This window comes from Frateuria sp. GZRe14, assembly GCF_051900395.1.
GTDB lineage: Bacteria > Pseudomonadota > Gammaproteobacteria > Xanthomonadales > Rhodanobacteraceae > Frateuria_A > Frateuria_A edaphi.
Genome location: NZ_JBHZGJ010000001.1, coordinates 2,604,364 through 2,626,004, shown reverse-complemented (window position 1 = coordinate 2,626,004; position 21,641 = coordinate 2,604,364). Strand labels below are relative to the sequence as shown.

Genomic DNA, 21,641 nt, shown 5'->3' with positions numbered 1-21,641 from the left:
ATGAGCGACCGGGAGAGCGCCGATTTCATCGTGGTCGGCGCCGGCCCGGCCGGCTGCGCAGTCGCCGCGCGGCTGGCCGATGCACCCGGTCGGCCCACGGTATTCCTGGTCGAGACCGGACCGGCCACGCCTTCATGGCTGAGCCGCGTGCCGATGGGCATCGCCGCGCTGGTGCCTTTCCGTAGCCGGCACAACTACGCCTACGAGACGGTGCCACAGGCGCACCTGGGCGGACGCCGTGGCTACGTGCCGCGTGGTCGCGGAGTCGGCGGCAGCAGCCTGATCAACGCGATGATCTGCACCCGCGGCCAGCCCGAGGATTACGACGGCTGGGCCGCGCTCGGCTGTGCCGGATGGGCCTGGGACGACGTGCTGCCGGTGTTCCGCGACATCGAGGACAACCAGCGCGGCGCCGATGCGTGGCACGGCGTCGGCGGGCCGCTGCCGGTGAGCGACCTGCGCTCGCCCAGCCCGATGAGCCGTGCGTTCGTGGAGGCGGCGGTGCAGTGCGGTTACCCGCGCAACGACGACTTCAACGGCCCGCGCCAGGAGGGCGTTGGCCTGTACCAGGTGTACCAGCGCGACGGCCGCCGGATCGACGCCGGACGTGCATACCTCGGCGACGGCAAGGCGCGGCCGAACCTGCGCGTGCTGGCCGGGCGGCCGGTGCAGCGCATCCTGTTCGAGGGGCATCGCGCGCGCGGGGTGCTCGTCGGAGGGAGGCGACTGCTTGCGCGGCGCGAGGTGATCCTCTGCGGCGGCGCGATCGGCTCGCCGCAGTTGCTGATGCTTTCCGGCATCGGGCCGGGAGCGCACCTTCGCGAGCTCGGCATCCCGGTGCTGCAGGACGCGCCCGACGTGGGCGGCCGTCTGCAGGACCACATCGACTACACCGCCAACCTGCGTGTTCGCGCCGAAGGCCTGTTCGGCATGAACCCGACGACTCTTGCACGGATGGTCGCCAGTGGCGGCGCCTACCGCCGGCGGGGCGAGGGCATGCTGACCAGCAACGCGGCCGAGGCCGGGGGTTTCATCCGCAGCCGGCCCGAGGTCACGCGACCGGACCTGCAGCTGCATTTCTGCATCGGGATGGTCGATGACCACAACCGCCGCATGCACCTATCCACTGGCATGGCGCTGCATGTCTGCGTGTTGCGACCGTCGAGCCGGGGACGCGTGCGCCTGGCGCGTGCGGATGTGGCGGCCGCACCGCTGATCGATCCGGATTTTCTCTCGGCGCAGCAAGACACGGAGCTGCTGGTCGAGGGGGCGCGCATCGTCCGGCGCATCCTGGCGGCGCCGGCGCTGGCGGCGTTCGGCGGGCAGCTGTTGTACGGCACCGGCAGCGAGGACGACGATGGCCTGCGCGCGCTGATCCGCGCACACGCCGATACCATCTATCACCCGGTGGGCACCTGCCGCATGGGCGCCGATGAGGGGGCGGTGGTCGATCCGCAGCTGCGCGTGCGCGGCATCCAGGGGCTGCGCGTCGCCGACGCCTCGATCATGCCCACGTTGATCAGTGGCAACACCGAAGCCCCCTCGGCGATGATCGGCGAGATGGCCGCGCGGTTCGTGCTGGCCGATAACCCATAGCAGACCGGGCGCCCCGGCGCGAGCTTCTGTAGCAGCGCTTTCGGAGCGACCGCCATTTGGACGCCGAGACGGCCATCACCCGAGTTACCGCACCGGCTTGCGCACGTGCCCCGCGGTCGCGCCCAAGGGCGCTCCTACAGTTCGCGCGGTTCCTCATTCCCCCGATGGCATGTGCGCTCCGCGGGCCAGGCCGCGAGCTAGGAAGGTTGGCAGGGAGGGCAGCTCATGGGCCGGTCCGGCCGATGCGGAATGCCGACGCCAGCCGCGGTACCGGCACGTCCGCTCCAGGCCCCGGAAACGCGTGGGTAGCGCCAAGCCACGAGGCAGGCTTGTGCGGCCGCCATCAGGTCGATACGGTCGCACTTCCACCTTCTCCGGAACTGCCATGACCGTCCAGGTTCGCCAGGCTACCGTCCATGACCTCGACACGCTGGCGCCGTTGTTCGACGGCTACCGGCAGTTCTACGGCAAGCCGTCCGACCTCGAAGGCGCACGCGCCTTCCTCGGCGCGCGCTTCGCGCACCACCAATCGGTGATCCTGCTGGCGCTGGGCGCCGAGGGCGCCGGGCTGGGCTTTACCCAGCTCTATCCGCTGTTTTCCTCGGTGCGGATGGTGCGGACCTATCTGCTCAACGACATGTTCGTGGCGGCCCGGGCGCGCCGGCAGGGCGTGGCTGCAGCGTTGCTGCGGGAAGCGGCGGCGCATGCGCGTGCACTGGGCGCGGCCAGCCTGTCCTTGTCGACCGCGCTCGACAATGCGCCCGCGCAGGCGCTGTACGAATCGCTGGGCTGGGAGCGCGATCGCCAGTTCTGCGAGTACACGCTCACGCTTTAGCCGGCGGCGCCGCCACGACGGCCGCGCGGCGGACCTGGTTGCGTCCCCCGCGCTTGGCCGTGAACAGTGCCTCGTCGGCGGCGCGCAGCAGTTTTTCGCTGGCCAGCATGGTGCCCGCGGCCATCACGGCCACGCCGGCGCTGATCGTGACCGCGCCGTGGGCCGAGTTGATGTGGCGAACCTGCAGCGCTTCCACGCGCAGCCGCAACCGCTGCACGACCGCTTCGGCGCGGTCGATGTCCAGGTCGCTCAGCAGGATCACGAACTCCTCGCCGCCGTAGCGCGCCGCCACCACGCCCGGCTGCATGCCGGCCTCCTGGCGCAGCGTGTGGGCGACCAGCGACAGGCAGTCGTCCCCGGCGAGGTGACCGTAGGTGTCGTTGAAGGACTTGAAGTTGTCCACGTCCACCACGGCGATCCCGAACGCCCGCCGTGCACGCACCGCTTCCTGCCACGAGCGTCGAAGTACCTGCCGGAAACCGGCGCGGTTGAGCAGGCCGGTCAGCTCGTCGCGGACGCTCTTGTGGTGCAGGTTGCGGCGCAGGCTGCGCAGTTCGTCCTCCACCGCCTGGTGGTAACCCAGCAGCACGGTGGTCCGCACGCCGTAGGCGGCGACGGCCAGGATCAGCGCGCCCATCGCCAGCGGCCGGTCCGCGCCGAGCTGAGCGAAGCCGAGCAGGCACAGCGCCAGACTCAGCATCAACGGGGCGATGCTGGCCGCCACCTGGCGGGTGCGCGGCGTCGGCCGGTAGCCGCGCAGCCACACCGTTCGGCGGCGGCTGAGCAGTAGCCCCAGCATCACGAAGGGCCATCCCAGCAGCCACTCCGGCAGCCACGATTCGCTTGCCAGAATGAAGCGGCTGTGGATCGCCGGAAGGATCGCATCTACCCACGCGAAGGCGGCCAGCACGAAATGGAATCGCCGTTCGTCCGCGCGCCGCGTGGCGACGAAGCGAAGCGAGGTGAACAGCGCCACGAACAACCCCATGCCGTCGAACATCAACATGACGTAACGGCCCGTGGCCTGCGCCGGCTGGCCGGCGGCGAGCAATCGGACCAGCATCAGGTAGAACAGTGCCACGATGGCGCACGCCAGCACGCCGTCGATGGCGGTGGTCCACCGACGCACCGGGGTCAGCGGGTTGTAGGCCGCCGCGGCGATCAGCCAGAAGCTTCCAAGGCAGAAGTAGAACGTGGGATCGAACGCCACCAGCGTGCCCTGGGGGTGATGCAGGGCATCGACCAGCAACAGTACGAAGGCGGCCAATTGCGCCAGCAGCGCGCCGAGCAGCAGGCCCCACAGTGGCGTGTTGTGGTTGACGCTCAGGTGCAGCCGGCGCCAGCACAGGATCACGGTGAAAGCCAGAATCGCCAGCACGAACGCGTAGCTGGACGCCAGGATCCAGCGCTCGCCGACGAACAACAGCACGCCGAGATGGCCGAGCAGGAGCGGCGCGTAGATCCTGGGCGTCCAGCTCTGAAGTTTCACGAAGCCCTCGGTGGTAGCCGCGCTGCCGGGGAGCAGGGAGGCCCGATTGTGGAAGCGGGCGGGGTCGCCGCACAACGCTGCCGCGGCCGCAGTGCCGACTGTGTCGCGGTAAGCGCAGGAGCGGATGCCGTTATGCTGGTTTCTTCGCCTCGTCCCGACACGCCATGCTTTATCTCGCCTCGCAATCCCCCCGCCGCCGCGAGCTGCTGCAGCAACTCGGCGTTGCCTACACCACGCTGGACGTGGACGTACCCGAGATACGCGCCAGGGACGAGTCGCCGGAGCAGTACGTCGGCCGGGTCGCCCGCGACAAGGCGCAGGCAGGGTTAGCCCTGGTGGCGAATGTTGCGGGCGCGCTGGTGGTCGGTTCGGATACCGAGGTCGTGCTGGAGGGCGAGGTGTTCGGTAAGCCGTCGGACGCGGCGCAGGCTGCCGCGATGTTGCGTCGCTTATCGGGCCGGACCCACGCGGTGATCTCGGCGGTATGGGGCGTGGATGCGCAGCAGGCGCGCCGCGAGCTCTGCATCTCGAAGGTGCGTTTCGCACCGCTGGACGAGGCGGCCATCGCCACGTATGTCGCCACGGGGGAGCCGTTCGGCAAGGCGGGCGGCTACGCGATCCAGGGGCGCGGTGCCGCGCTGGTGGAACATCTGGAGGGGAGCTACTCCGGAGTGATGGGGTTGCCGCTGTTCGAGACGGCGCGCCTGTTGCGTGGCTTCGGCGTCTTGCCAGGCTGAGCCAGCTCCTCTCCGGCCACGGTTTGTCGCTGCTGGGACCGCGCGGCGCGGTCGCTGATCTCCTGGGGTGGAAAGATTGGCGCGGAGGTGGGGATTTCCCTCGCCCGACCCATCCGAGCCTCCATCCAAAAGCGGCGGACGGTTCTGGCTGCCTTCGATCCTTCGGGCGCGCGTTCGATGACAGAGGGCGCCTGGGGCGCGTGGCATTCCCTTTATGCCCGCCTTCGCCAGGCTACGGCTGGACCACCAGGTATTCGCCCCCAGCTCCGCTTCGGTGCGGCCGGGTACCTATCCTTACGCACAGCGACTGGCTGTCCGGGCAACGTACGAGTGCGCCCGAGCGCACGGCCTCCAGCACATCATCACCGAGAGCGGCGCTGTGCATGTTGCGCCAGGCCAGGTAGCCGCTGCCGCCTGCCGCAAGCACCGATCCCACCAGCAGGGCGAGCAGACCCCTGCGGACCAGTGACTGCTGCGCCTGGGTGAGCAGCTTGCGTTGTTCGGCCAGCGCGTCTGCCGCCCATTTCGCCGCTTCGGCGGCGTGGCGCAACTGCGCGTCCAGCGGGGCCAGCGCCTGGCGGGTGGCGCCGGCAATGCAGTCGCGCGCCTGCGCGCCGATGGTTTCCAACGCCTTGCGGGAAAAATCCTCGCCGCCTTCCGTCCAGCGTTGCGCGCTGCGATCGAGCGCCGTAGCGCTGGTATCGATGCGCTGCAGGGCACCGCGGCTGCGCGTGTCGAGCTGCTCTGCGATGACCGCTAGCTTGACCAGCAGTTGTTTCACGTCGTCGATATTGCCGCCGTCCATGGCATCTCCTCGGGTTGGGTCAGCGCTGCATGCCGGCCGTCATCGCCGGCTCCGCCGCCTGTCCCTGATAGGCGAGCACTGGATCCGGGACCTGCATCGCCTGGCTGTATTGCTGGATCTCGCGCCACCAGGCGGTCCCTTGCGGTGATTGCAGATAATCGCCCGCCACGGCGTCCATCGCGCCAGCGTCCCGTTTGAGGGCGGCCTGGTAGAGCCGCTCGACCATCGCGTCGACCGGATCCGCAGCAGCGGCCTTGGCAGGCTCCCCCGCGGTTTCCGGGGCAGCGCCCGGCACGGGACTGATCGCCACGGCGCGAAAATCGAACTCGCCGCTCAGGGCCTCGTTGCGGGGTTCGGCGTTGTAGGGATCGCCCATCACGCGATGACCGTGGTGATGGTGACGAGGTGCTTCCAGGGTGTTGTACCCCTCCGGCTTGAGCCGGTCGATCTTGTCCCACACCCGGTAAAGCCACAGGCCCTCGGTCGAGCGGTGCACGACGTTGAGGCGGGGGTCGATCGGCTCGGGCGACTTTTCGAGGAACGGACGGTCGCTCAGCGCATTGAGGTAATCGACCATCAGGTTGCCGCTGCGGATGGACAGGCCATTGCGCAGGTAGCCTCCACCGACGTCAGAGTGCGCGCCCGGCACCAGGACGCCGAGAAAGCGCCCGTCGGGCGTCAGGCCCGGATCGATGATGTGGTCAGACTTGAACAGGCCGCGGTGTTCGTCCTTGGAAAAGATCTGCACGCCCGAGATCACCGACGGCGGCAACCGCCGGTCGTAGTCGTTCACCGGGGCGCCCGTGCCCACCGCGTCGAACAACCCGACGACCTGGGCCACCTTGCCTGGTTCGATCAAGGGCGGTTTGGTGTATTCGACGTGGGTGATGTTGCCGTGGGAGTCGCGGGTGTAGACGGCGCCCGCTGGATTTTGGATGCCGCGTTCCTGCACGATTCTAGCGAAGCTCGCGACTTCCTCACCCCCGCGGCTGAAACCAATGCCTACCACTCTAATTTGAGCATCGGGATCTTCACGCATCCAATCGCGGGCTTTCCTAATGAACATGTCATAGATTTTCTCGACGCGGGCTTCGTGCGTGTAACCGATCGCACCGTCCAGGATGCGGGTGACCCGATTTTCTTGAGTTCCAGGGCCAGGGAGGTAGCCCTCCGCGATTTCTGTGTTGCCTCCGGCCACAAGCTCTTCTATTTGTTCATCGATCTTCGCCACGTTGGTGGCGTGTAGCGGGTCGTTGTTCTTATCGTTACCGGTGCCATCGAGGGCCGCAAAATAAAGGCGTTCGTGCGGGTTGCCATGGTGCAGGAGAACCGGTGCTTTGAAGAGAGACAGCTGTTTACTGGCGCTACTATACAACTGCATGTCGCTTGCGTTGGCCGTATAGCTGGAAACACCATCCTCAGGTAAATCATCGCTAACGTTCTTGTTTCCCATCCTTGGCTCCGATTCCCGCTATCAGTACGTTCGTGTCCAGACCAAGATCAGGTCTTGCCGGGAGTCGCTGTATTTGTTGCCGGGGATTTGCTCCTTCTTTGTAGGAATGAAAGATCGCGTGAATACGTTAATGGTGCGATCGTTAACCTCGAGAAAAATGCTTGGATCGGTGGCGGGACCCGGGCCTGGAAAGGCTCCTTCAGGAATTTCGTCGTTTGCTACGCTATATCTGACCAGTTCGTCCTTGAAGATGGCGCCAATGTCGATATCGGCTTCGTGGGATACGCCGTCCAACGACCTCCATCGCACGCGGGCTGGCGGTGGAAAATTTGGTATTCCACCATAGGAGGCAAACCCCCACTTGTCGCGATAATCCGCAGATGGAGGTGGCGGGCTCACAACGTCACCAGAGCGCAACCGAGTGAAGTTATTGTTCGCGTAGATCACCTCGCACCCGATGGTGTTGTAGCAGTAGGCGCGAAAATCATGCCGCTTGAACTTCAGCGGAAAATGGTTTGTCGCCGGATGCGTGGTCGAGGTATCGGAAGGAAGTGCCATGGCAGATAGACATCCTGTCAGTGCGATAAGAATCAGCAAGGCGCGGGAGGCAAGGCGGGCGTGTCGCATGATCGGGCGTCCTGCTCGATGCGGAAAAGGGAAGGTCGAATCTAGGCGATGCCGGCGCGAGACCGCAATGGACGATCCCCTACAAGCGGGACGGGGATCGCCGATTCCCTAGTGGATGCCCGAGGACGCCACGAACCAGGCGACCACCGCCAGCAGGTTGTTCACGCCATGCGCGACCACCGCGGGCCATAACGAGCCCGATCGCAGCCGCAGCCAGGCCAGCGCCGCGGCCAGCAGGGCCAAGTTGGGAACGGCGTACCAGAGGAAGCCCAGGTCCGGCAGGTGCACGCAGGCGAACAGCAGGGAGCTGATCGCGATCGCCCAGCCGGCATGCGTCCGCCGCAACAGCGCCGAGAGCAGGGCGCCGCGGAAGAGCAGTTCCTCGACCAGCGGGCCGAGGCTGACCACCACCAGCGCCAGCGGCAGGCGCAGCAACAGCGAGGCGGCGCCGCCGATCTGCTTGACGTCCTGGGTGACCTGGTGGCCGTGCGCCACCCAGCGGGTCAGCCAGCCACCGGCGATCGGCAGGGCGAGGCCTAGCAGCACCGCCGCCAGGTAGAACAGCGGACGGCCCGGGCGCGTCAGGCCGAGGCCAGGCGGCGCGCCATGCGACCAGGCCGCGGGCCAAAGCCTTCGCACCAGCACGATGGTCACGCTGGCAGCCAGCAGCAGCGTGAGGATCACCATCAACGCATTGGTATCCGGCTGAGCCAGCACCGCCTTGATGCGCGCGGCCATACCGGCCGCCGGCGCGCCGGAGACGCCAAGCGCAAAACCCAGCCCGACCCCAACCAGGCCGCTGGCGAGGAACTGCAGCGCGAAATAGAGAACGATCATGCCGATCGCGCTGCCCAAATGAGGCAATCGCGCATCGTGCAGCGAGGGGTGGAGCGGGCGGGAGGGCATCGGCCGGAAACAACCTGCGGGGAATGGACGGACGGACGCGGCCCGGTCGCCCACGCTAGCCGTGGGGCGGGGCACGGCGCAATCCTGCGGACCGTTCAACCGGCCAGCAACGCGCGACCCAGGCCGGTCAACGCCATGAGCAGCGTCGCCGCCCATGCGGTCATGCCGAGTACGAAGCCGCCGCCACGCCTGGCCGCCTCCTGCAGGTAGGCCAGCGCGTACCAGGTCCGCGCGGCCAGCCAGACCAGGCCGGCGATTCCTGCCCAGAATGCGAAGCCGTAGTGCGCAGCCAGCCACAGCGTGGGCAGGAACAGCAGCGCGGCCTCGAGCGTGTTCATCTGCACGCGGAACGCCCGCTCGAAGGCCGGGTGGCCGCTGGTCGCCGGCGCGTGGACCTGGTAACGGCCGCGTGCACGGCCCACCGCGAAGGCGGTGCCGAACATCAGCAGGACGGCGAGCAGGGTGACCAGGGCGGGCAGGTTTTCTTTCATGGAGGGCTGCGCAGTTGAACGGTGGCCTACTGTAGCGGCAACGTCCACGCGCGGGAGACGTGCCGGCGGGTAGTGTGCCCTGACCGCGCTGCGGCGCATGGCGAGGCGGACGGCATGGACTGGCAGAAGGGCGAGCGTAGCCGGAACGTGGAAGTCGACAGCGGGCGGGGTGGCGGCGGTGGTTTCGGCTTCGGTGGCGGCCGCGGGATGGGCATCGGCGGCCTGATCGTGCTGGCCATCCTGGGCTGGGTGTTCTTCAAGGACCCGACGGCGCTGCTCGATCAAGGCGGTCAGGCCGGCCCAGCCACGAGCCAGGTCAGCGAGCCGGCCCAGGTCGACCCGCAGCAACGCGACTTCGTCAGCGCGATCCTGGGGTCGACCGAGAAGACCTGGGGCGACATCTTTGCCGCCAACGGGCGCCAGTACGTGGATCCGACACTGGACCTGTTCAGCGGCGGCGTGCGCACCGCCTGTGGCCTGGCTTCCACCGCGGTGGGTCCGTTCTACTGCCCGGGTGACCAGAAGGTCTACCTCGATCTGTCGTTTTTCCGGGAACTGCAGGATCGCTTCGGCGCGGCCGGCGACTTCGCACGCGCATACGTGATCGCGCACGAGGTTGGCCACCATGTCCAGAAGCTGCTGGGCGTGTTCGATCAAGTGCAACAGGCGCGCGAACGGGGCGCGCCGATGGAGGGCGCCAACGGTCTTTCGGTGCGCCAGGAGCTGCAGGCCGACTGCTTTGCGGGGGTGTGGGCCAACCGCAGCGAACAGCGGTTGCACTGGCTGCAGGCGGGGGATGTCGAAGAGGCGTTGAACGCCGCCAGCAAGATCGGCGACGACACCTTGCAGCGCGAGACCCAGGGGACGGTGGTGCCCGACTCGTTCACCCACGGCACTTCGGCGCAGCGGGTGAAGTGGTTCAAGGCGGGACTGGAGAGCGGGCAGGTCTCCCGTTGCGACACGTTCTCCGGAGATATCTGATTCGGGTTGCCGCGGCATGTCGGCCCTCTGACTTCGGCTCTTTCGGCATCTGGGGAACGGTTCGGAATTGCGGTTCACCCTGATCGTAGAAGTCGAAGGGGCCTCCCCGCCGAAACCCAACCCGCGCTAAACGGCTGCCGGCAAAGCGTTTTTTGCCGGCATCCGCATCTTTCGCCGGACCTCGCCACGCCCTAGAATCCGCGCGCTGCGCGCCAGGGGGTGCGCCTTCCCGTTCGGTCCATGGCCCATCCCTGCCTGAGTTGCGGCGCCTGCTGCGCCTTCTTCCGCATCGCTTTCCACTGGTCCGAAACCGATCCCTTCCTGGGCGGCACGGTGCCGGTGGAATTCACCGAAAAGCTGGATCCGCACCGCGTCGTGATGCGGGGTACGCAGTCCAAACAGCCGCGCTGCGTGGCGCTGAAGGGAACCATCGGCGAGGCGGCCTATTGCGGCATCCATCCGATCAAGCCGTCGGTGTGCCGGGAGGTCGAGCCATCGTGGGAGTTCGGCCGGCACAGCCCGCAGTGCGACAAGGGCCGCATCGCCCACGGCCTGCGCCCGCTGACGCCGGAAGACTGGCTGGATTCCGGTGGCGACAGCGCGCCGCCGTTGCCGCAGAGCGCCTGAAGGCCTCAGCGCAGCGGCGCACCCTGGCGGAACTCGCGCACGAACTGCCGCAGTTCCGCCTCGTTGAGGTCCGACACGGCCACGTACCGCATACCGCCGCCGCTCCACTCGATCGCGGTGTAGCCATGCTGGCGATACGGCTGTGGGTCGGCAGCGGCCACGCCCGGCCACTGGAAAACGTTGATGACGTGCAGGTGCCGCCGGTAGACCAGCGCCGCGACGGTGCGTCCGCCGACCACGTCCAGGCGGCCGCCCGCCAGCGGGAAGCCCTGGCTGGCCAGGTCCTTCACTTCGGGCGAAAAATCCAGACGACCCTCGAACCATGGCTTGACCGTATGCCGGTCGGTGGATGCCACGTCCATCAGATGCTGCGGCTGCAGTGAACGCAGGTGGCCGGAAACGGCCTGCGCGACCAGGATGTCGTCCGTCGTGCCGGGAGCGCGCAGGTTACCGATCCAGGCAGGGCTGGTGAGCAGCAGCGCGCCGGCAAAGCCCGCGGTCAGTGCAAACGCGAGTGGGCTACGTCGCGGCCTGGCCGCGGAAGAGGCCGGTGCGGCGACCGGTGCTGTCGCTCGCCACCGTGCGCGCAGCGCATCCGGTGCGCGACGGTACAGGGCTGGCTGCGCCAGTGCCGTACGCAGCTGGGCGTGGTCCGCGTAACGGGCGGCGCAGGCGTTGCAGGCACCCAGGTGTGCCAGCAACGACGCGCTTTGCGCCGCGTCCAGTTCGTCGTCCAGGTAGGCATGCAGCAGCAGCCGGGTTTCATCGCACGTCATGGCGGCCTGCCTCCGTCGGGGGTGGGGAGAGGTCGGCGCGGAGCCGTTCGCGCGCCCGCGCCAGCCGGGACATCACGGTGCCGATCTTCTGTCCGGTGACCGCCGCGATCTCCTTGTAGGAACACTCCTCCAGTTCGCGCAGCACGATCACCTCGCGCAGCGGTGGCGGCAGGCGTTCGAGCGCCTGCTGCAGCGACCCGATGTCCACCGCCAGCAGCGTGCGTGCCTCCGGCGAAGGTCCCTCGTCGGGCAGCGCCAGGACCTCGTCGTCCAGACTCTCGCGCTGGCTTTCGGGTGCGTGCCTGGCATGCAGCGTGTAGCAGGTGTTGCGCACGATCGCGAGCAGCCAGACGCGCGCGTCGCCGCCGCGAAAGCTGCCGAAATAACGCAACGCGCGCAGCAGCGATTCCTGCACGACGTCCTGGGCGTCGGCGTCGTTGCGCACCAGCCAGCGGGCCAGGTTGTAGGCCGCGTCGAACCACGGCAATACCACGGCTTCGAAGCGCGCCATGGTGACGGCATCGGTGGGCGCGGCGGCGAACGAATCGGCGGACATAAGGTAGTTACCTCGCTCGCGGCGACTTTATTCCCGTCGCGCGAGGGCCGGAATAGGCGGCCTGTCCACGCGGTAACGCAGGAAGGAACGCGCGGATTGCCCTCGCGTCCTGCGCGCGCCATCCGGCATGCGCTCCACCGGAGCCCCCGACATGAGTGACCCCCGCGACGACGCGCCGATCGACCGGCGCCATTTCCTCAAGTGCATGGCCTGGGCCGGTACCGGCACCCTGTGGCTGATGAAGGGCGGCGTGCTGCAGGCGCGCACGCTCGACGCCGGCGCCCGGCCGGATCCGGATGCCAGCTTCAGTTTCGTCCAGGTCAGCGACTCCCACATCGGCTTCCACAAGGCGCCCAACCCCGACGTGGTGGGCTCGCTGCGCGCCTCGCTGACGCTGGTCGATGCGCAGCCGCGGCGGCCGGATTTCCTGATCCATACCGGCGATCTCACCCACCTGTCCCGCCCCGAGGAGTTCGAGACGCTCGCCGGCGTGATGGGCGAGCGCCGTGCGCGCCAGGTGTTCTACGTGCCGGGCGAGCACGACGTGATCGGCGACAACGGCGCGGAGTTCTTCCGCCGTTTCGGCCAGCACCAGCAGCCCGGTGGCTGGTACAGCTTCGACCATCGGGGCGTGCACTTCGTCGGCCTGGTCAACGTGCTCAACCTGAGGGCGGGCGGGCTCGGGTACCTGGGACCTGACCAGCTGGCCTGGCTGAAGAAGGATCTGGCGCCGCTGTCAGCGGAGACACCGGTGGTCGTGTTCGCGCACATGCCGATGTGGCCGCTGTACCCGCAGTGGGGGTGGGGCACCGACGACAGCGCGCAGGCGATGGGCTACCTGCGCCGGTTCGGCTCGGTCAGCGTGCTCAACGGGCACATCCACCAGATCCAGCAGAAGGTAGAAGGCACGATCACGTTCCACACCGCGCGCTCCACGGCGTACCCGCAGCCGCCGCCCGGCGTAGGAGCGGGGCCTGGCCCATTGAAGGACGTGCCGCCCGGCCGGTTGCACAGCTACATCGGTGTGCGCGAGGTGCGGCACGTGCGCGGGCGCCAGGCGCTTGCCGTTACCGAGGAGGTGTTGCCGTGAGCGGTCGGTGGCCTCTGCTCGGCGCGTTCGCCGTCGCCCTGGCGTCGGGCTTTCTGCCGGCGTCCGCCGGTGCAACGCAGTCGACGACCGTGAAAGTGGAGATACGAAATTTCGCGTTCGGCCCGAAAGCGCTCACCATCCACGCGGGCACGCGCGTGGTGTGGACCAACCTGGACGAGGAACCACACACCGTCACCAGCGCAGGTGGAGCGTTCAAATCCTCCGCGGCGCTGGACACGGACGACAGCTACGCGGTCACCTTCGCCAGGGCCGGCACCTACACCTACTACTGCGCCATCCATCCGATGATGGTCGGCACCGTGGTGGTGCAGTAGCGCCTCAGCCGAAGCGGTAGATGTCCATCGCCAGGATGCCGTAGTCGATACCGGCCTCGATGCGCTGCGCGCGCGGTTGCGCGCCCGCGGCGCCGAGTGCCACGAACAGCGGCAGCAGGTGTTCGTCGGTCGGATGGGCGCGCTGGGCGAAGGGCGCCTGGCGGCGGTAATCGAGCAGTGCATCGACGTCGCCGGCGGCCAGGCGCTCTTCCACCCAGGCGATGAACGGGCGCACGTACGGCGCCTCGCGCTCCGCGCCGTAGCCCATGCGCAGGTCGCCCAGGTTGTGGGTAATGCTGCCCGAGCCGATCACCAGCACGCCTTCGTCGCGTAACGATGCCAGCGCGCGGCCGACCGCAAGGTGGTGGGCCGGATCGCGTCCGGGCTGGATCGAGATCGGTACGACCGGTATGTCGGCGGCGGGATAGAGCAGGCGCAATGGCACCCAGGCGCCGTGGTCCAGCCCATGTTGCGGGTCGAGGCGGGCGTCAAGGCCGGCCTGCGAGAGCATCTCCAGGACCCGATCGGCCAGTGCCGGGGCGCCCGGAGCGGGGTAGTGGATCTGATAGAGCTCGGCGGGAAAGCCGAAGAAGTCGTGCACCGTTTCGGGCTGCGCCGCGCCACCCACCTGAGGGCCGTCGCTCAGCCAGTGGGCGGTAGCGATCACGATCGCCTGCGGGCGCGGCAGCTCGGCGGCCAATTCGGCCAGGCGCTCGCGCACCGGCCCCGGCTGCAGCGCGGTCATCGGCGAGCCGTGGGAGATGTAGAGGCTGGGCAGGGTGGTCATGTTCCCGGAACCTTTTGGGCCCATTCGCGGGCGATGTCCTTCCGATAATCGGGGCGAAACCTGCGCCCGCAAGCGGCCGTTACGCCAGCGGTCGGCCCAACCCCAGGCGCAGCGGATCGAGCAGGCGGCCATAGTGCCCGGCGCGTGCGGTGTCGCGGTTGAGCGGCTGGCGGACCTGCGCGGCGCTGGGCGTGCGGATGGCGCGCATGGCGCGGTGGAAGTCCAGGCATGCCGCGTCGAACGGCAGGCCGCAGAAGTCGAGCAAGGCGCGGATCTCGCCCTCCGGATCGGCCAGCAACGCCTCGTAGCGCTGGGTGCGGATGCGCTCCGGCGCCGTGGCCTGCCACCGATCCAGCGCCGCCTCGTAGTCCCGCACGTAAGCGGCGATGTCGGTCAACGTGCACGCGAAGTGCGGCAACCGGTAGAACTGCTGCTTGAAGCACGACCAGCCGGCCTCCAGCGCGTCGCGTCGCACGTCGACGATGCGTGCGCCCGGCAGCATCGCGCCGAGCACGCCGGCGTAACGCCAGTTCTCCGGCAGCTTGTCGGTGAAGCGAGGACGCTGCCGGCGCCATCGTGCGGTGCGCTCGAGGTAGCGCTGGCCCAAGCGCTGCCAGTCCTGTGCCGTGGCGGATGGTACCCACCGCGGAAACGGCTGGCCGCGGCGGCTGGACTCTTCCACCAGCACCTCGCCGAGGTCCGGCAGTTCGCTGGCGCCCTCCACCATCGGGTGCGCGGCGAGGATCTGTTCGAAAAGCGTGGAGCCCGAGCGCGGCAGGCCGACGATGAAGATCGCCTCTTCGCCCTGCACCGAGTCGACCGCCGCCGGCAGCTTCGCGCCGGCGGCGACCACCGATTCCACGAACGCATGGAAACCGCCGGCCTGCCACGGGGCCAGTCGACGCTGGCGCGCGTTGGCGTCGCCGAAGGCGGCGAACGCTTCCTCGTATCGACCCTGGTCTTCGTTCGCCTTGCCGAGTGCAAAACCCATGGCGATGCGATCGGGTTCGGCCACGTCGGTGCGTTCGAGCATTGCGGCGAGCCGGGCCCGGTCGTCGTCCGAAAGCGGCTGCGTCTTGATGTTGGCGAGTCCTCGCCAGGCATCCCCGCAGGAAGGGTGCAGCGCGAGCGCCGCCCGGTAGCGCTGGTCGGCTTCCCCGAAACGGCCCAGGTGCACGAGCGCATCGCCGAGCAGCACGTGGGCGGGGAGCAGAGTCGCCTCCAGCGAGCAGGCGCGCTCCAGCGCCTCCGCCGCCGGCTCGGTGTAGCCCAGCACCTGCAGGTTGCGGCCCAGGTTGAACCAGCCCATCGGATAGTCAGGCGCCAGTGCGCAGACCTGCCGCCAGTGCGCGAGCGCCGCCTCGACGTCGCCGGCCGCCTGCTCGGCGTTGCCCAGGTCGGTGAGCGCCAGGGGATCGTCCGGCCACTGCCGCAGCACCGCGCCCAGCACCTCGCGCGCGGCGTCGTATTGCCGGGCACGGGTATGCAGGATGCCGAGCATGCGCAGGGCCTCGGGATGTTCCGGTGCGCCCGCCAGCACGGCACCGAGCATCTGTTGCGCGGGCGCCAGCGCGCCATCGCGGATCGCCCGCGCCGCCGCCTCGAGCTGCTGGCGCTGTCCCGGCGACAGGCCGGCAACACGCGTGGCCATGTCGGTCGGGCGCTCGGGACGTGGCCAGGAAGCAGACATCGGGAATCTCGCCGGGTGGAAGGGCGATGGTACGTCCTCCGGGGCCCGCTCGAGACAAGAGCTGGTCACGCAGGCTGGGGCAAGTCTGCTAGCGTGCACACTTCGCCCGTGCGCGGGCCAGGAAAACGCCGTCTCATGCAACGCCTGTCCCACCTCGACGATCTGGAAGCGGAGAGCATCCAGATTCTTCGTGAAGTGTTCGCCTGTTTCCGACGCCCGGTGATGCTCTATTCCATCGGCAAGGACTCCACCGTGCTGCTGCATTTGCTGCGCAAGGCCAGTCGGCCGGCGCCACCGCCGATGCCACTGCTGCACGTGGACACCACCTGGAAGTTCCGCGAGATGATCGCCTTCCGCGATCGCGTGGCGGCGCAAGAGGGCGTGCAGATGCTGGTGCACGTCAACCAGGACGGCGTGCGCCAGGGCATTTCACCGCTCACCCATGGCGCGGCGGTACACACCGACGTGATGAAGACCCAAGCGCTCAAGCAGGCGCTGGATCAACACAGGTTCGATGCGGCGATCGGCGGTGCACGGCGCGACGAGGAAAAGTCGCGCGCCAAGGAGCGCATCTTCTCCTTCCGCAGCGCGCAACACCGCTGGGACCCCAAGCAGCAGCGACCTGAGCTCTGGCGCACCTGGAATACGCAGATCCGCAGCGGCGAAAGCGTGCGCGTATTCCCGCTGTCAAACTGGACCGAACTAGACGTGTGGGAATACATCCGCCGTGAGCGGATCGACGTGGTGCCGTTGTATTTCGCGAAGCAGCGCCCGGTGGTCGAACGCGACGGCGCGCTGATCATGGTCGACGACGGGCGCTTGGTGTTGCGCGAGGGCGAGCAGGTGGAACGGCGTTGCGTCCGCTTCCGCACGCTGGGCTGCTATCCGCTTACCGGCGCGATCGAATCGGAAGCCGATTCGCTGGACGCGATCATCGGGGAGATGCGTGCCTCGCGCAGCTCCGAGCGCCAGGGCCGCATCATCGACCACGACGGCGCCAGCTCGATGGAGCGCAAGAAGCAGGAGGGCTACTTCTGATGGCCACCGGCATGCTTCGCTTCATCACCTGCGGCAGCGTGGATGATGGCAAGAGCACGCTGCTGGGCCGCCTGCTGTACGACGCCGGCATGCTCGCCGACGACCAGCTCGAGGCGTTGCACCGCGACAGCCGAAAGCGCGGCGAGTCGCTGGATTTCGCGCTGGTCACCGATGGGCTGGATGCCGAGCGCGAGCAGGGCATCACCATCGACGTCGCCTGGCGTTACTTCCACACGGCGCGGCGCAGCTTCATCGTCGGCGACTGTCCAGGCCACGAGCAGTACACGCGCAACATGGCCACCGGTGCCTCGCAGGTGGACCTGGCGGTGGTACTGGTGGATGCGCGCAAGGGTCTGCTGCCGCAGACGCGCCGGCACACCTACATCTGCGCCTTGCTGGGCATTCGCCGCATCATTCTGGCGGTGAACAAGATGGATCTTGTCGGGCTTGACGCGGACGTCTATGCGTCCATCGTCGAGCCCTATCACGAGCTGGCCGCGGCGATGGGCATCGAATCGGTCGATGCGCTGCCGGTGGTGGCCCCCAATGGCGACAACGTCGGTTTGCGCTCGACGCGCATGCCCTGGTACCAGGGGCCGAGCCTGCTCGAGTTGCTCGAGACGCTGGATGCCGAAATGGCGCCGGCCGAGCAGTTCCGCCTGCCGGTGCAATGGGTAAACCGGCCCGACCAGCACTTTCGCGGTTACGCCGGTACCGTGTGTGGCGGGCGCGTGACGGTCGGCGACGAGGTGCTGGTTCAGCCAGGCGGGCAGCGCGCGCGGGTCGAGCGCATTGTCGGGCCCTCGGCTGAGCTTTCCGACGCAGGTGCCGGGCAGGCGGTCACGTTGTGCCTGGACCGCGAGCTCGACATCAGCCGCGGCGACGTGATCGCCGCGGCTGCGCAGCCTTCGCCGGTGGCCGACCAGTTCGGCTGCCACCTGGTCTGGTTCGGCGATACTCCGCTGCTGCCCAACCGCGGCTATTTGTTGCGTCTTGGGACCGTCACGGTCAACGCGCGGGTCACCGCGATCAAGCACAAGATCGACGTCAACACGCAGGCTCCGCTGGCCGCGCGGCGGCTGGAGCTCAATGAAGTTGGCTATTGCAACGTCGATCTGGATCGTCCGGTCGCGTTCGAGCGTTATGCCGAAAATCGCGTGCTGGGCGGCTTCATCCTGATCGACCGCCAGAGCAATGCCACCGTCGCCTGCGGCATGCTCGACTTCGCCCTGAACCGTGCTTCCAACATCCACTGGCAACACACCGACGTGGACAAGGCCACGCGCGCGCTGGCCAAGGGCCAGCAACCGCTTTGCCTATGGTTCACCGGACTGTCCGGCGCCGGCAAGTCGACCATCGCCAACCTGGTCGAGCGCAAGCTCGCGGCACAGGGCTTCCATACCTACCTGCTGGACGGTGACAACCTGCGCCACGGACTCAACGTGGACCTAGGGTTCACCGCCGAGGCTCGCGTGGAGAACGTGCGCCGCGTGGCCGAAGTGGCGCACCTGATGGTCGACGCCGGACTGGTGGTGCTGGTGTGCGTGATCTCGCCCTTCGCCGGGGAACGGGATTTCGCGCGCGGGCGTTTCGGCGAGGGCGAGTTTGTCGAGGTGTTTGTCGATACGCCGCTGGCCGACTGCGAGCAACGCGATCCGAAAGGTCTCTATGCCAAGGCGCGGGCAGGGCAGATCAGCAACTTCACCGGCATCGATTCGCCGTACGAGCCACCCCAGGCGCCGGAGTTGCATCTGCAAACGGAAGGGCGGCGGGCTGAGCAGCTGGCCGAGCAGGTGCTTGCCTACCTGCAGGAGCGATTGATCTAAAGAACGGACCTACGGCGACGCTTCGGTTCCGCTGGTTGCGCGCTGCGCGAACGGGGTCGGGCGGGCTTGTAGACAAACCCACCCTTCCCTAAGCCACTCACCCTGAGCGCAGGCCGCAGGCCTGAGGGCCCGCCCGACGCTTCATTTGTGCCGCGGCGGCTTCCCACCCGGGCGGGGCTTGAATCCGCCCGGCCGTGGCCGGCGCGGTGGCGTGGCGCCGGCCGGCTCTTCCGTGCCGTCCCATTCGCTGATGCGCAGCTGCTGCTGGCTTACCCAGACCTTCTTGAGGTGATCGAACACCTCCTTGGGCATGCCGTCGGGCAGGTCGATCAGGCTGTAGTCGCCGCGGATGCTGACGCGGCCGATGAATCCGCTTTCCAGGCCGGCTTCATTGGCAATGGCACCGACGATGTTGCCGGGTTTGACGCCATGTTCGTGGCCGACCTCGATGCGATAGGTGCGCTTGCCCGGCTCCGGTGCGCTGTGCGGGCGCGGCGGGCGGCTGTCGAAGTTCCGCGGCGGGGCGCCTTCGCGGGCCTCGCGCGGCTTGCGCTCGTGCGGCGGGCGGCGTTCGCCATCGCGCTCGCGCGCTTCACGCGGCGCCGGCTCGCGGCGCTCGTACTCGCGCTTGGGTGGCGGCGCCAGCAGCAGCGGGCGGTCACCCTGTGCGATCCGCGCCAGCGCGGCGGCGATCTCGAGCGCCGGCACGTTGTGCTCCTGCTCGTACTGCTCGATCAACTGCTGGAACTGGCCCAGTTCGCCCTGCGCCATGGTGTCGGTGATGCGCTGCTTGAAGCGGGCGATGCGCACATCGTTGACCGCCTCGACGGTGGGCAGCTTCATCTCTTCGATCGGCTGGCGGGTGGCCCGCTCGATCGCGCGCAGCATGCCTTTCTCGCGCGGCGTGACGAACAGGATCGCCTCGCCGCTGCGACCCGCGCGGCCGGTCCGGCCGATGCGGTGCACGTAGCTTTCGGTGTCGTAGGGGATGTCGTAATTGAACACGTGGCTGATGCGCTCGACGTCCAGACCGCGCGCGGCCACGTCGGTGGCGACCAGGATGTCCAGCTTGCCTTCCTTGAGCTGCTGGATCACGCGCTCGCGCTGCGGCTGGGCGATGTCGCCATTGATCGCGGCGGCGGCCAGTCCGCGCGCGGTGAGCTTTTCGGCCAGTTCCTCGGTCGCCTGCTTGGTGCGCGCGAAGATGATCATCGCGTCGAACGGCTCGGCTTCCAGGATGCGGGTCAACGCATCGAGCTTGTGCATGCCCGAGACGAACCAGTAGCGCTGGCGGATGTTCGCCGCGGTGGTGGTCGAGGACTTGATGGTGACCTCGACCGGCTCCTTCAGGTGGCGTTGCGCGATCTTGCGGATCGGCGCCGGCATGGTCGCGGAGAACAGCGCGACCTGGCGCGTCGGCGGCGTCGCCTCGAGGACTTTCTCGACGTCGTCGATGAAGCCCATGCGGAGCATCTCGTCGGCTTCGTCGAGCACCAGATACTTGAGGTCGGAAAGATCCAGCGTGCCCTTGTCCAGGTGGTCGATCACGCGGCCCGGCGTGCCGACCACGATGTGCACGCCGCGGCGAAGCGCGTGCAACTGCGGGCCGTAGCTCTGGCCGCCATAGATCGGCAGCACCTGGAAGCCGGGAATGTGCGCGGCGTAGCGCTGGAACGCTTCGGCCACCTGGATGGCCAATTCGCGCGTGGGCGCCAGCACCAGCGCCTGCGGCTTGCCGGGCCTGGCCTCGATGCGCGAGAGGATCGGCAGCGCGAACGCGGCGGTCTTGCCGGTGCCGGTCTGCGCCTGCCCGAGCACGTCGCGGCCTTCGAGCAGCGGCGGGATCGTGGCGGCCTGGATCGGGGAGGGCGACTCATAGCCGACGTCGGCGAGCGCCTGCTGGATTTCGGGACGCAGCGCGAGCGCGGCAAAACCGGCCGGCGCCGGGTCGTGGTCGGCCGGCGTGGGACCTGGAACGGGGGATGACATGGGAACCTCGGATATGGGCAGCGGCGAGCAAGGGCGGCGCCGCGCAGCGCGGCATTCTAGCAGCCTCGCCGCAGTGGCGTCGGCGTCGGGTACACGTGGCGTGGGCGGGCCGTGGTTATGATCGGGCGCTTGTGTGGTTGGAGAGCGAAGCGATGACAATGGTCGAAACGCTGTCGGAGCAGCGTTGCCACGGCGGCGTGCAGGGTTTCTACCGGCACGTGTCCGAGGCGTGTGGCCCGATGCGGTTCGCGGTCTTCCTGCCGCCGCAGGCGGAGCGCCAGGCCTGTCCGGTGCTGTATTTCCTCGCCGGGCTGACCTGCACCGAAGAGACCGCCACCATCAAGGCCGGCGCGCAGCGGCTCGCGGCCGAGCTGGGCCTGGCGTTGGTAATGCCCGACACCAGCCCGCGCGATACCGGTTTTGCCGGCGCCACGGGCGACTGGGAGTTCGGCGAAGGTGCGGGGTTCTACCTCGATGCCACGCAGGCGCCATGGGCGTCGCGCTTTGCCATGCGGAACTACATTGTCGATGAACTGCCTGCGCTCCTTGCGAAGCGGTTTCCGCTGGACGTCGCCCGCGCGGGCGTGTGCGGCCATTCGATGGGCGGCCATGGCGCGCTCACCCTGGCCTTGGCATACCCGCAGCGTTACCGCTCGGTGTCGGCCTTCGCGCCCATCGTGGCGCCATCCCGGGTGCCATGGGGACAGAAGGCGTTCGCCCGGTACCTGGGCGACGACCGGCAGTCCTGGTCCGACTACGACGCCTGCGCGCTGGTGGAACGACGAACCTTTCCCGGCACGATCCTGATCGACCAGGGCGAGGCCGACCGCTTTCTCGCCGAGCAGTTGCGTCCGGAGCTGTTCGAGAAGGCCTGCGCCGGGGCCGGCCAGTCACTGGTCCTGCGCCGGCAGCCGGGCTATGACCACAGCTACTGGTTCATCAGCACGTTCATCGAGGATCACCTGCGCCATCACGCACAAGCGCTGGTGTAGCAGTCGGTCCCAGAG

21 protein-coding genes are annotated in these 21,641 nt (G+C 68.2%); 10 read left to right on the top strand and 11 right to left on the bottom strand.

What is annotated here, in order from left to right; genetic code table 11:
• Both ACFWZ1_RS11960 and ACFWZ1_RS11955 read left to right on the top strand, forming a co-directional pair.
• Positions 1-1,596, top strand: a complete 1,596-nt coding sequence (locus ACFWZ1_RS11960) for a GMC family oxidoreductase (protein WP_439666563.1) — start codon at positions 1-3, stop codon at positions 1,594-1,596.
• Positions 1,597-1,981: 385 nt separating this feature from the next.
• Positions 1,982-2,431 (top strand): GNAT family N-acetyltransferase, encoded by a 450-nt coding sequence (locus ACFWZ1_RS11955; RefSeq protein WP_439666562.1) that lies wholly within the window; start codon positions 1,982-1,984, stop codon positions 2,429-2,431.
• Here ACFWZ1_RS11955 and ACFWZ1_RS11950 read toward each other — a convergent pair.
• Complete coding sequence (locus tag ACFWZ1_RS11950) at positions 2,421-3,920, bottom strand: diguanylate cyclase (RefSeq protein ID WP_439666561.1); 1,500 nt, start codon at positions 3,918-3,920, stop codon at positions 2,421-2,423. The genes ACFWZ1_RS11955 and ACFWZ1_RS11950 overlap by 11 nt on opposite strands.
• A 164-nt stretch (positions 3,921-4,084) precedes the next feature.
• Here ACFWZ1_RS11950 and ACFWZ1_RS11945 point away from each other — a divergent pair, with 164 nt between their 5' ends.
• Positions 4,085-4,657, top strand: a complete 573-nt coding sequence (locus ACFWZ1_RS11945; protein ID WP_439666560.1) for a Maf family protein — start codon at positions 4,085-4,087, stop codon at positions 4,655-4,657.
• A 232-nt stretch (positions 4,658-4,889) separates the two neighbouring features.
• Here the strand turns inward: ACFWZ1_RS11945 and ACFWZ1_RS11940 are convergent, their stop codons facing one another.
• From ACFWZ1_RS11940 to ACFWZ1_RS11920, 5 genes are all read right to left on the bottom strand, one after another.
• The gene (locus ACFWZ1_RS11940; protein WP_439666559.1) at positions 4,890-5,462 is read right to left on the bottom strand and encodes a hypothetical protein; all 573 of its coding nucleotides are present in this window, start codon (positions 5,460-5,462) and stop codon (positions 4,890-4,892) included.
• A 19-nt stretch (positions 5,463-5,481) separates the two neighbouring features.
• A complete protein-coding gene (locus ACFWZ1_RS11935; RefSeq protein ID WP_439666558.1) occupies positions 5,482-6,915 on the bottom strand; it encodes a phospholipase effector Tle1 domain-containing protein in 1,434 nt (477 codons plus the stop codon).
• A gap of 21 nt (positions 6,916-6,936) precedes the next feature.
• Positions 6,937-7,542, bottom strand: coding sequence for a hypothetical protein (locus ACFWZ1_RS11930; protein WP_439666557.1), 606 nt, complete (start codon positions 7,540-7,542; stop codon positions 6,937-6,939).
• A gap of 108 nt (positions 7,543-7,650) precedes the next feature.
• The gene (locus tag ACFWZ1_RS11925) at positions 7,651-8,379 is read right to left on the bottom strand and encodes a lysostaphin resistance A-like protein (protein WP_439666556.1); all 729 of its coding nucleotides are present in this window, start codon (positions 8,377-8,379) and stop codon (positions 7,651-7,653) included.
• Between the two features lie 164 nt (positions 8,380-8,543).
• Positions 8,544-8,939, bottom strand: coding sequence for an MAPEG family protein (locus ACFWZ1_RS11920; RefSeq protein ID WP_439666555.1), 396 nt, complete (start codon positions 8,937-8,939; stop codon positions 8,544-8,546).
• A 114-nt stretch (positions 8,940-9,053) separates the two neighbouring features.
• Here ACFWZ1_RS11920 and ypfJ point away from each other — a divergent pair, with 114 nt between their 5' ends.
• Positions 9,054-9,920, top strand: a complete 867-nt coding sequence (gene ypfJ, locus ACFWZ1_RS11915; RefSeq protein ID WP_231320850.1) for a KPN_02809 family neutral zinc metallopeptidase — start codon at positions 9,054-9,056, stop codon at positions 9,918-9,920.
• Positions 9,921-10,160: 240 nt separating this feature from the next.
• Positions 10,161-10,547 carry a YkgJ family cysteine cluster protein gene (locus ACFWZ1_RS11910; RefSeq protein ID WP_439666554.1) on the top strand — a complete coding sequence of 129 codons (387 nt, stop codon included), beginning with the start codon at positions 10,161-10,163 and terminating at the stop codon, positions 10,545-10,547.
• Between the two features lie 5 nt (positions 10,548-10,552).
• Here ACFWZ1_RS11910 and ACFWZ1_RS11905 read toward each other — a convergent pair whose 3' ends face one another.
• Positions 10,553-11,323, bottom strand: a complete 771-nt coding sequence (locus tag ACFWZ1_RS11905) for an anti-sigma factor family protein (protein WP_439666553.1) — start codon at positions 11,321-11,323, stop codon at positions 10,553-10,555.
• The gene (locus ACFWZ1_RS11900) at positions 11,310-11,879 is read right to left on the bottom strand and encodes a sigma-70 family RNA polymerase sigma factor (RefSeq protein ID WP_439666552.1); all 570 of its coding nucleotides are present in this window, start codon (positions 11,877-11,879) and stop codon (positions 11,310-11,312) included. Before ACFWZ1_RS11900 ends, ACFWZ1_RS11905 begins: the two co-directional genes overlap by 14 nt.
• A gap of 151 nt (positions 11,880-12,030) precedes the next feature.
• Here ACFWZ1_RS11900 and ACFWZ1_RS11895 point away from each other — a divergent pair, with 151 nt between their 5' ends.
• Positions 12,031-12,969: a metallophosphoesterase family protein gene (locus ACFWZ1_RS11895; protein ID WP_439666551.1), complete on the top strand. Its 939-nt coding sequence runs from the start codon at positions 12,031-12,033 to the stop codon at positions 12,967-12,969.
• Complete coding sequence (locus ACFWZ1_RS11890; protein WP_231320843.1) at positions 12,966-13,304, top strand: cupredoxin domain-containing protein; 339 nt, start codon at positions 12,966-12,968, stop codon at positions 13,302-13,304. Before ACFWZ1_RS11895 ends, ACFWZ1_RS11890 begins: the two co-directional genes overlap by 4 nt.
• Before the next feature lie 4 nt (positions 13,305-13,308).
• Here ACFWZ1_RS11890 and ACFWZ1_RS11885 read toward each other — a convergent pair whose 3' ends face one another.
• Positions 13,309-14,091 (bottom strand): dioxygenase family protein, encoded by a 783-nt coding sequence (locus tag ACFWZ1_RS11885; protein ID WP_231320841.1) that lies wholly within the window; start codon positions 14,089-14,091, stop codon positions 13,309-13,311.
• A 79-nt stretch (positions 14,092-14,170) separates the two neighbouring features.
• A complete protein-coding gene (locus tag ACFWZ1_RS11880) occupies positions 14,171-15,781 on the bottom strand; it encodes a sulfotransferase (RefSeq protein ID WP_439666550.1) in 1,611 nt (536 codons plus the stop codon).
• Positions 15,782-15,916: 135 nt separating this feature from the next.
• On the opposite strand from ACFWZ1_RS11880, the gene cysD reads away from it, so the two are divergent.
• Both cysD and cysC read left to right on the top strand, forming a co-directional pair.
• A complete protein-coding gene (cysD, locus tag ACFWZ1_RS11875) occupies positions 15,917-16,819 on the top strand; it encodes a sulfate adenylyltransferase subunit CysD (protein WP_439666549.1) in 903 nt (300 codons plus the stop codon).
• A complete protein-coding gene (cysC, locus tag ACFWZ1_RS11870) occupies positions 16,819-18,645 on the top strand; it encodes an adenylyl-sulfate kinase (RefSeq protein ID WP_439666548.1) in 1,827 nt (608 codons plus the stop codon). Before cysD ends, cysC begins: the two co-directional genes overlap by 1 nt.
• 141 nt (positions 18,646-18,786) lie before the next feature.
• On the opposite strand, the gene ACFWZ1_RS11865 is transcribed toward cysC, so the two are convergent.
• Positions 18,787-20,634, bottom strand: a complete 1,848-nt coding sequence (locus ACFWZ1_RS11865) for a DEAD/DEAH box helicase (RefSeq protein WP_439666547.1) — start codon at positions 20,632-20,634, stop codon at positions 18,787-18,789.
• Between the two features lie 152 nt (positions 20,635-20,786).
• Between ACFWZ1_RS11865 and fghA the strand changes: the two genes are divergently transcribed.
• On the top strand, positions 20,787-21,626 hold the full coding sequence (gene fghA / locus ACFWZ1_RS11860; RefSeq protein ID WP_439666546.1) for an S-formylglutathione hydrolase: 840 nt from the start codon (positions 20,787-20,789) through the stop codon (positions 21,624-21,626).
• The last annotated feature ends 15 nt before the right edge of the window (positions 21,627-21,641 follow it).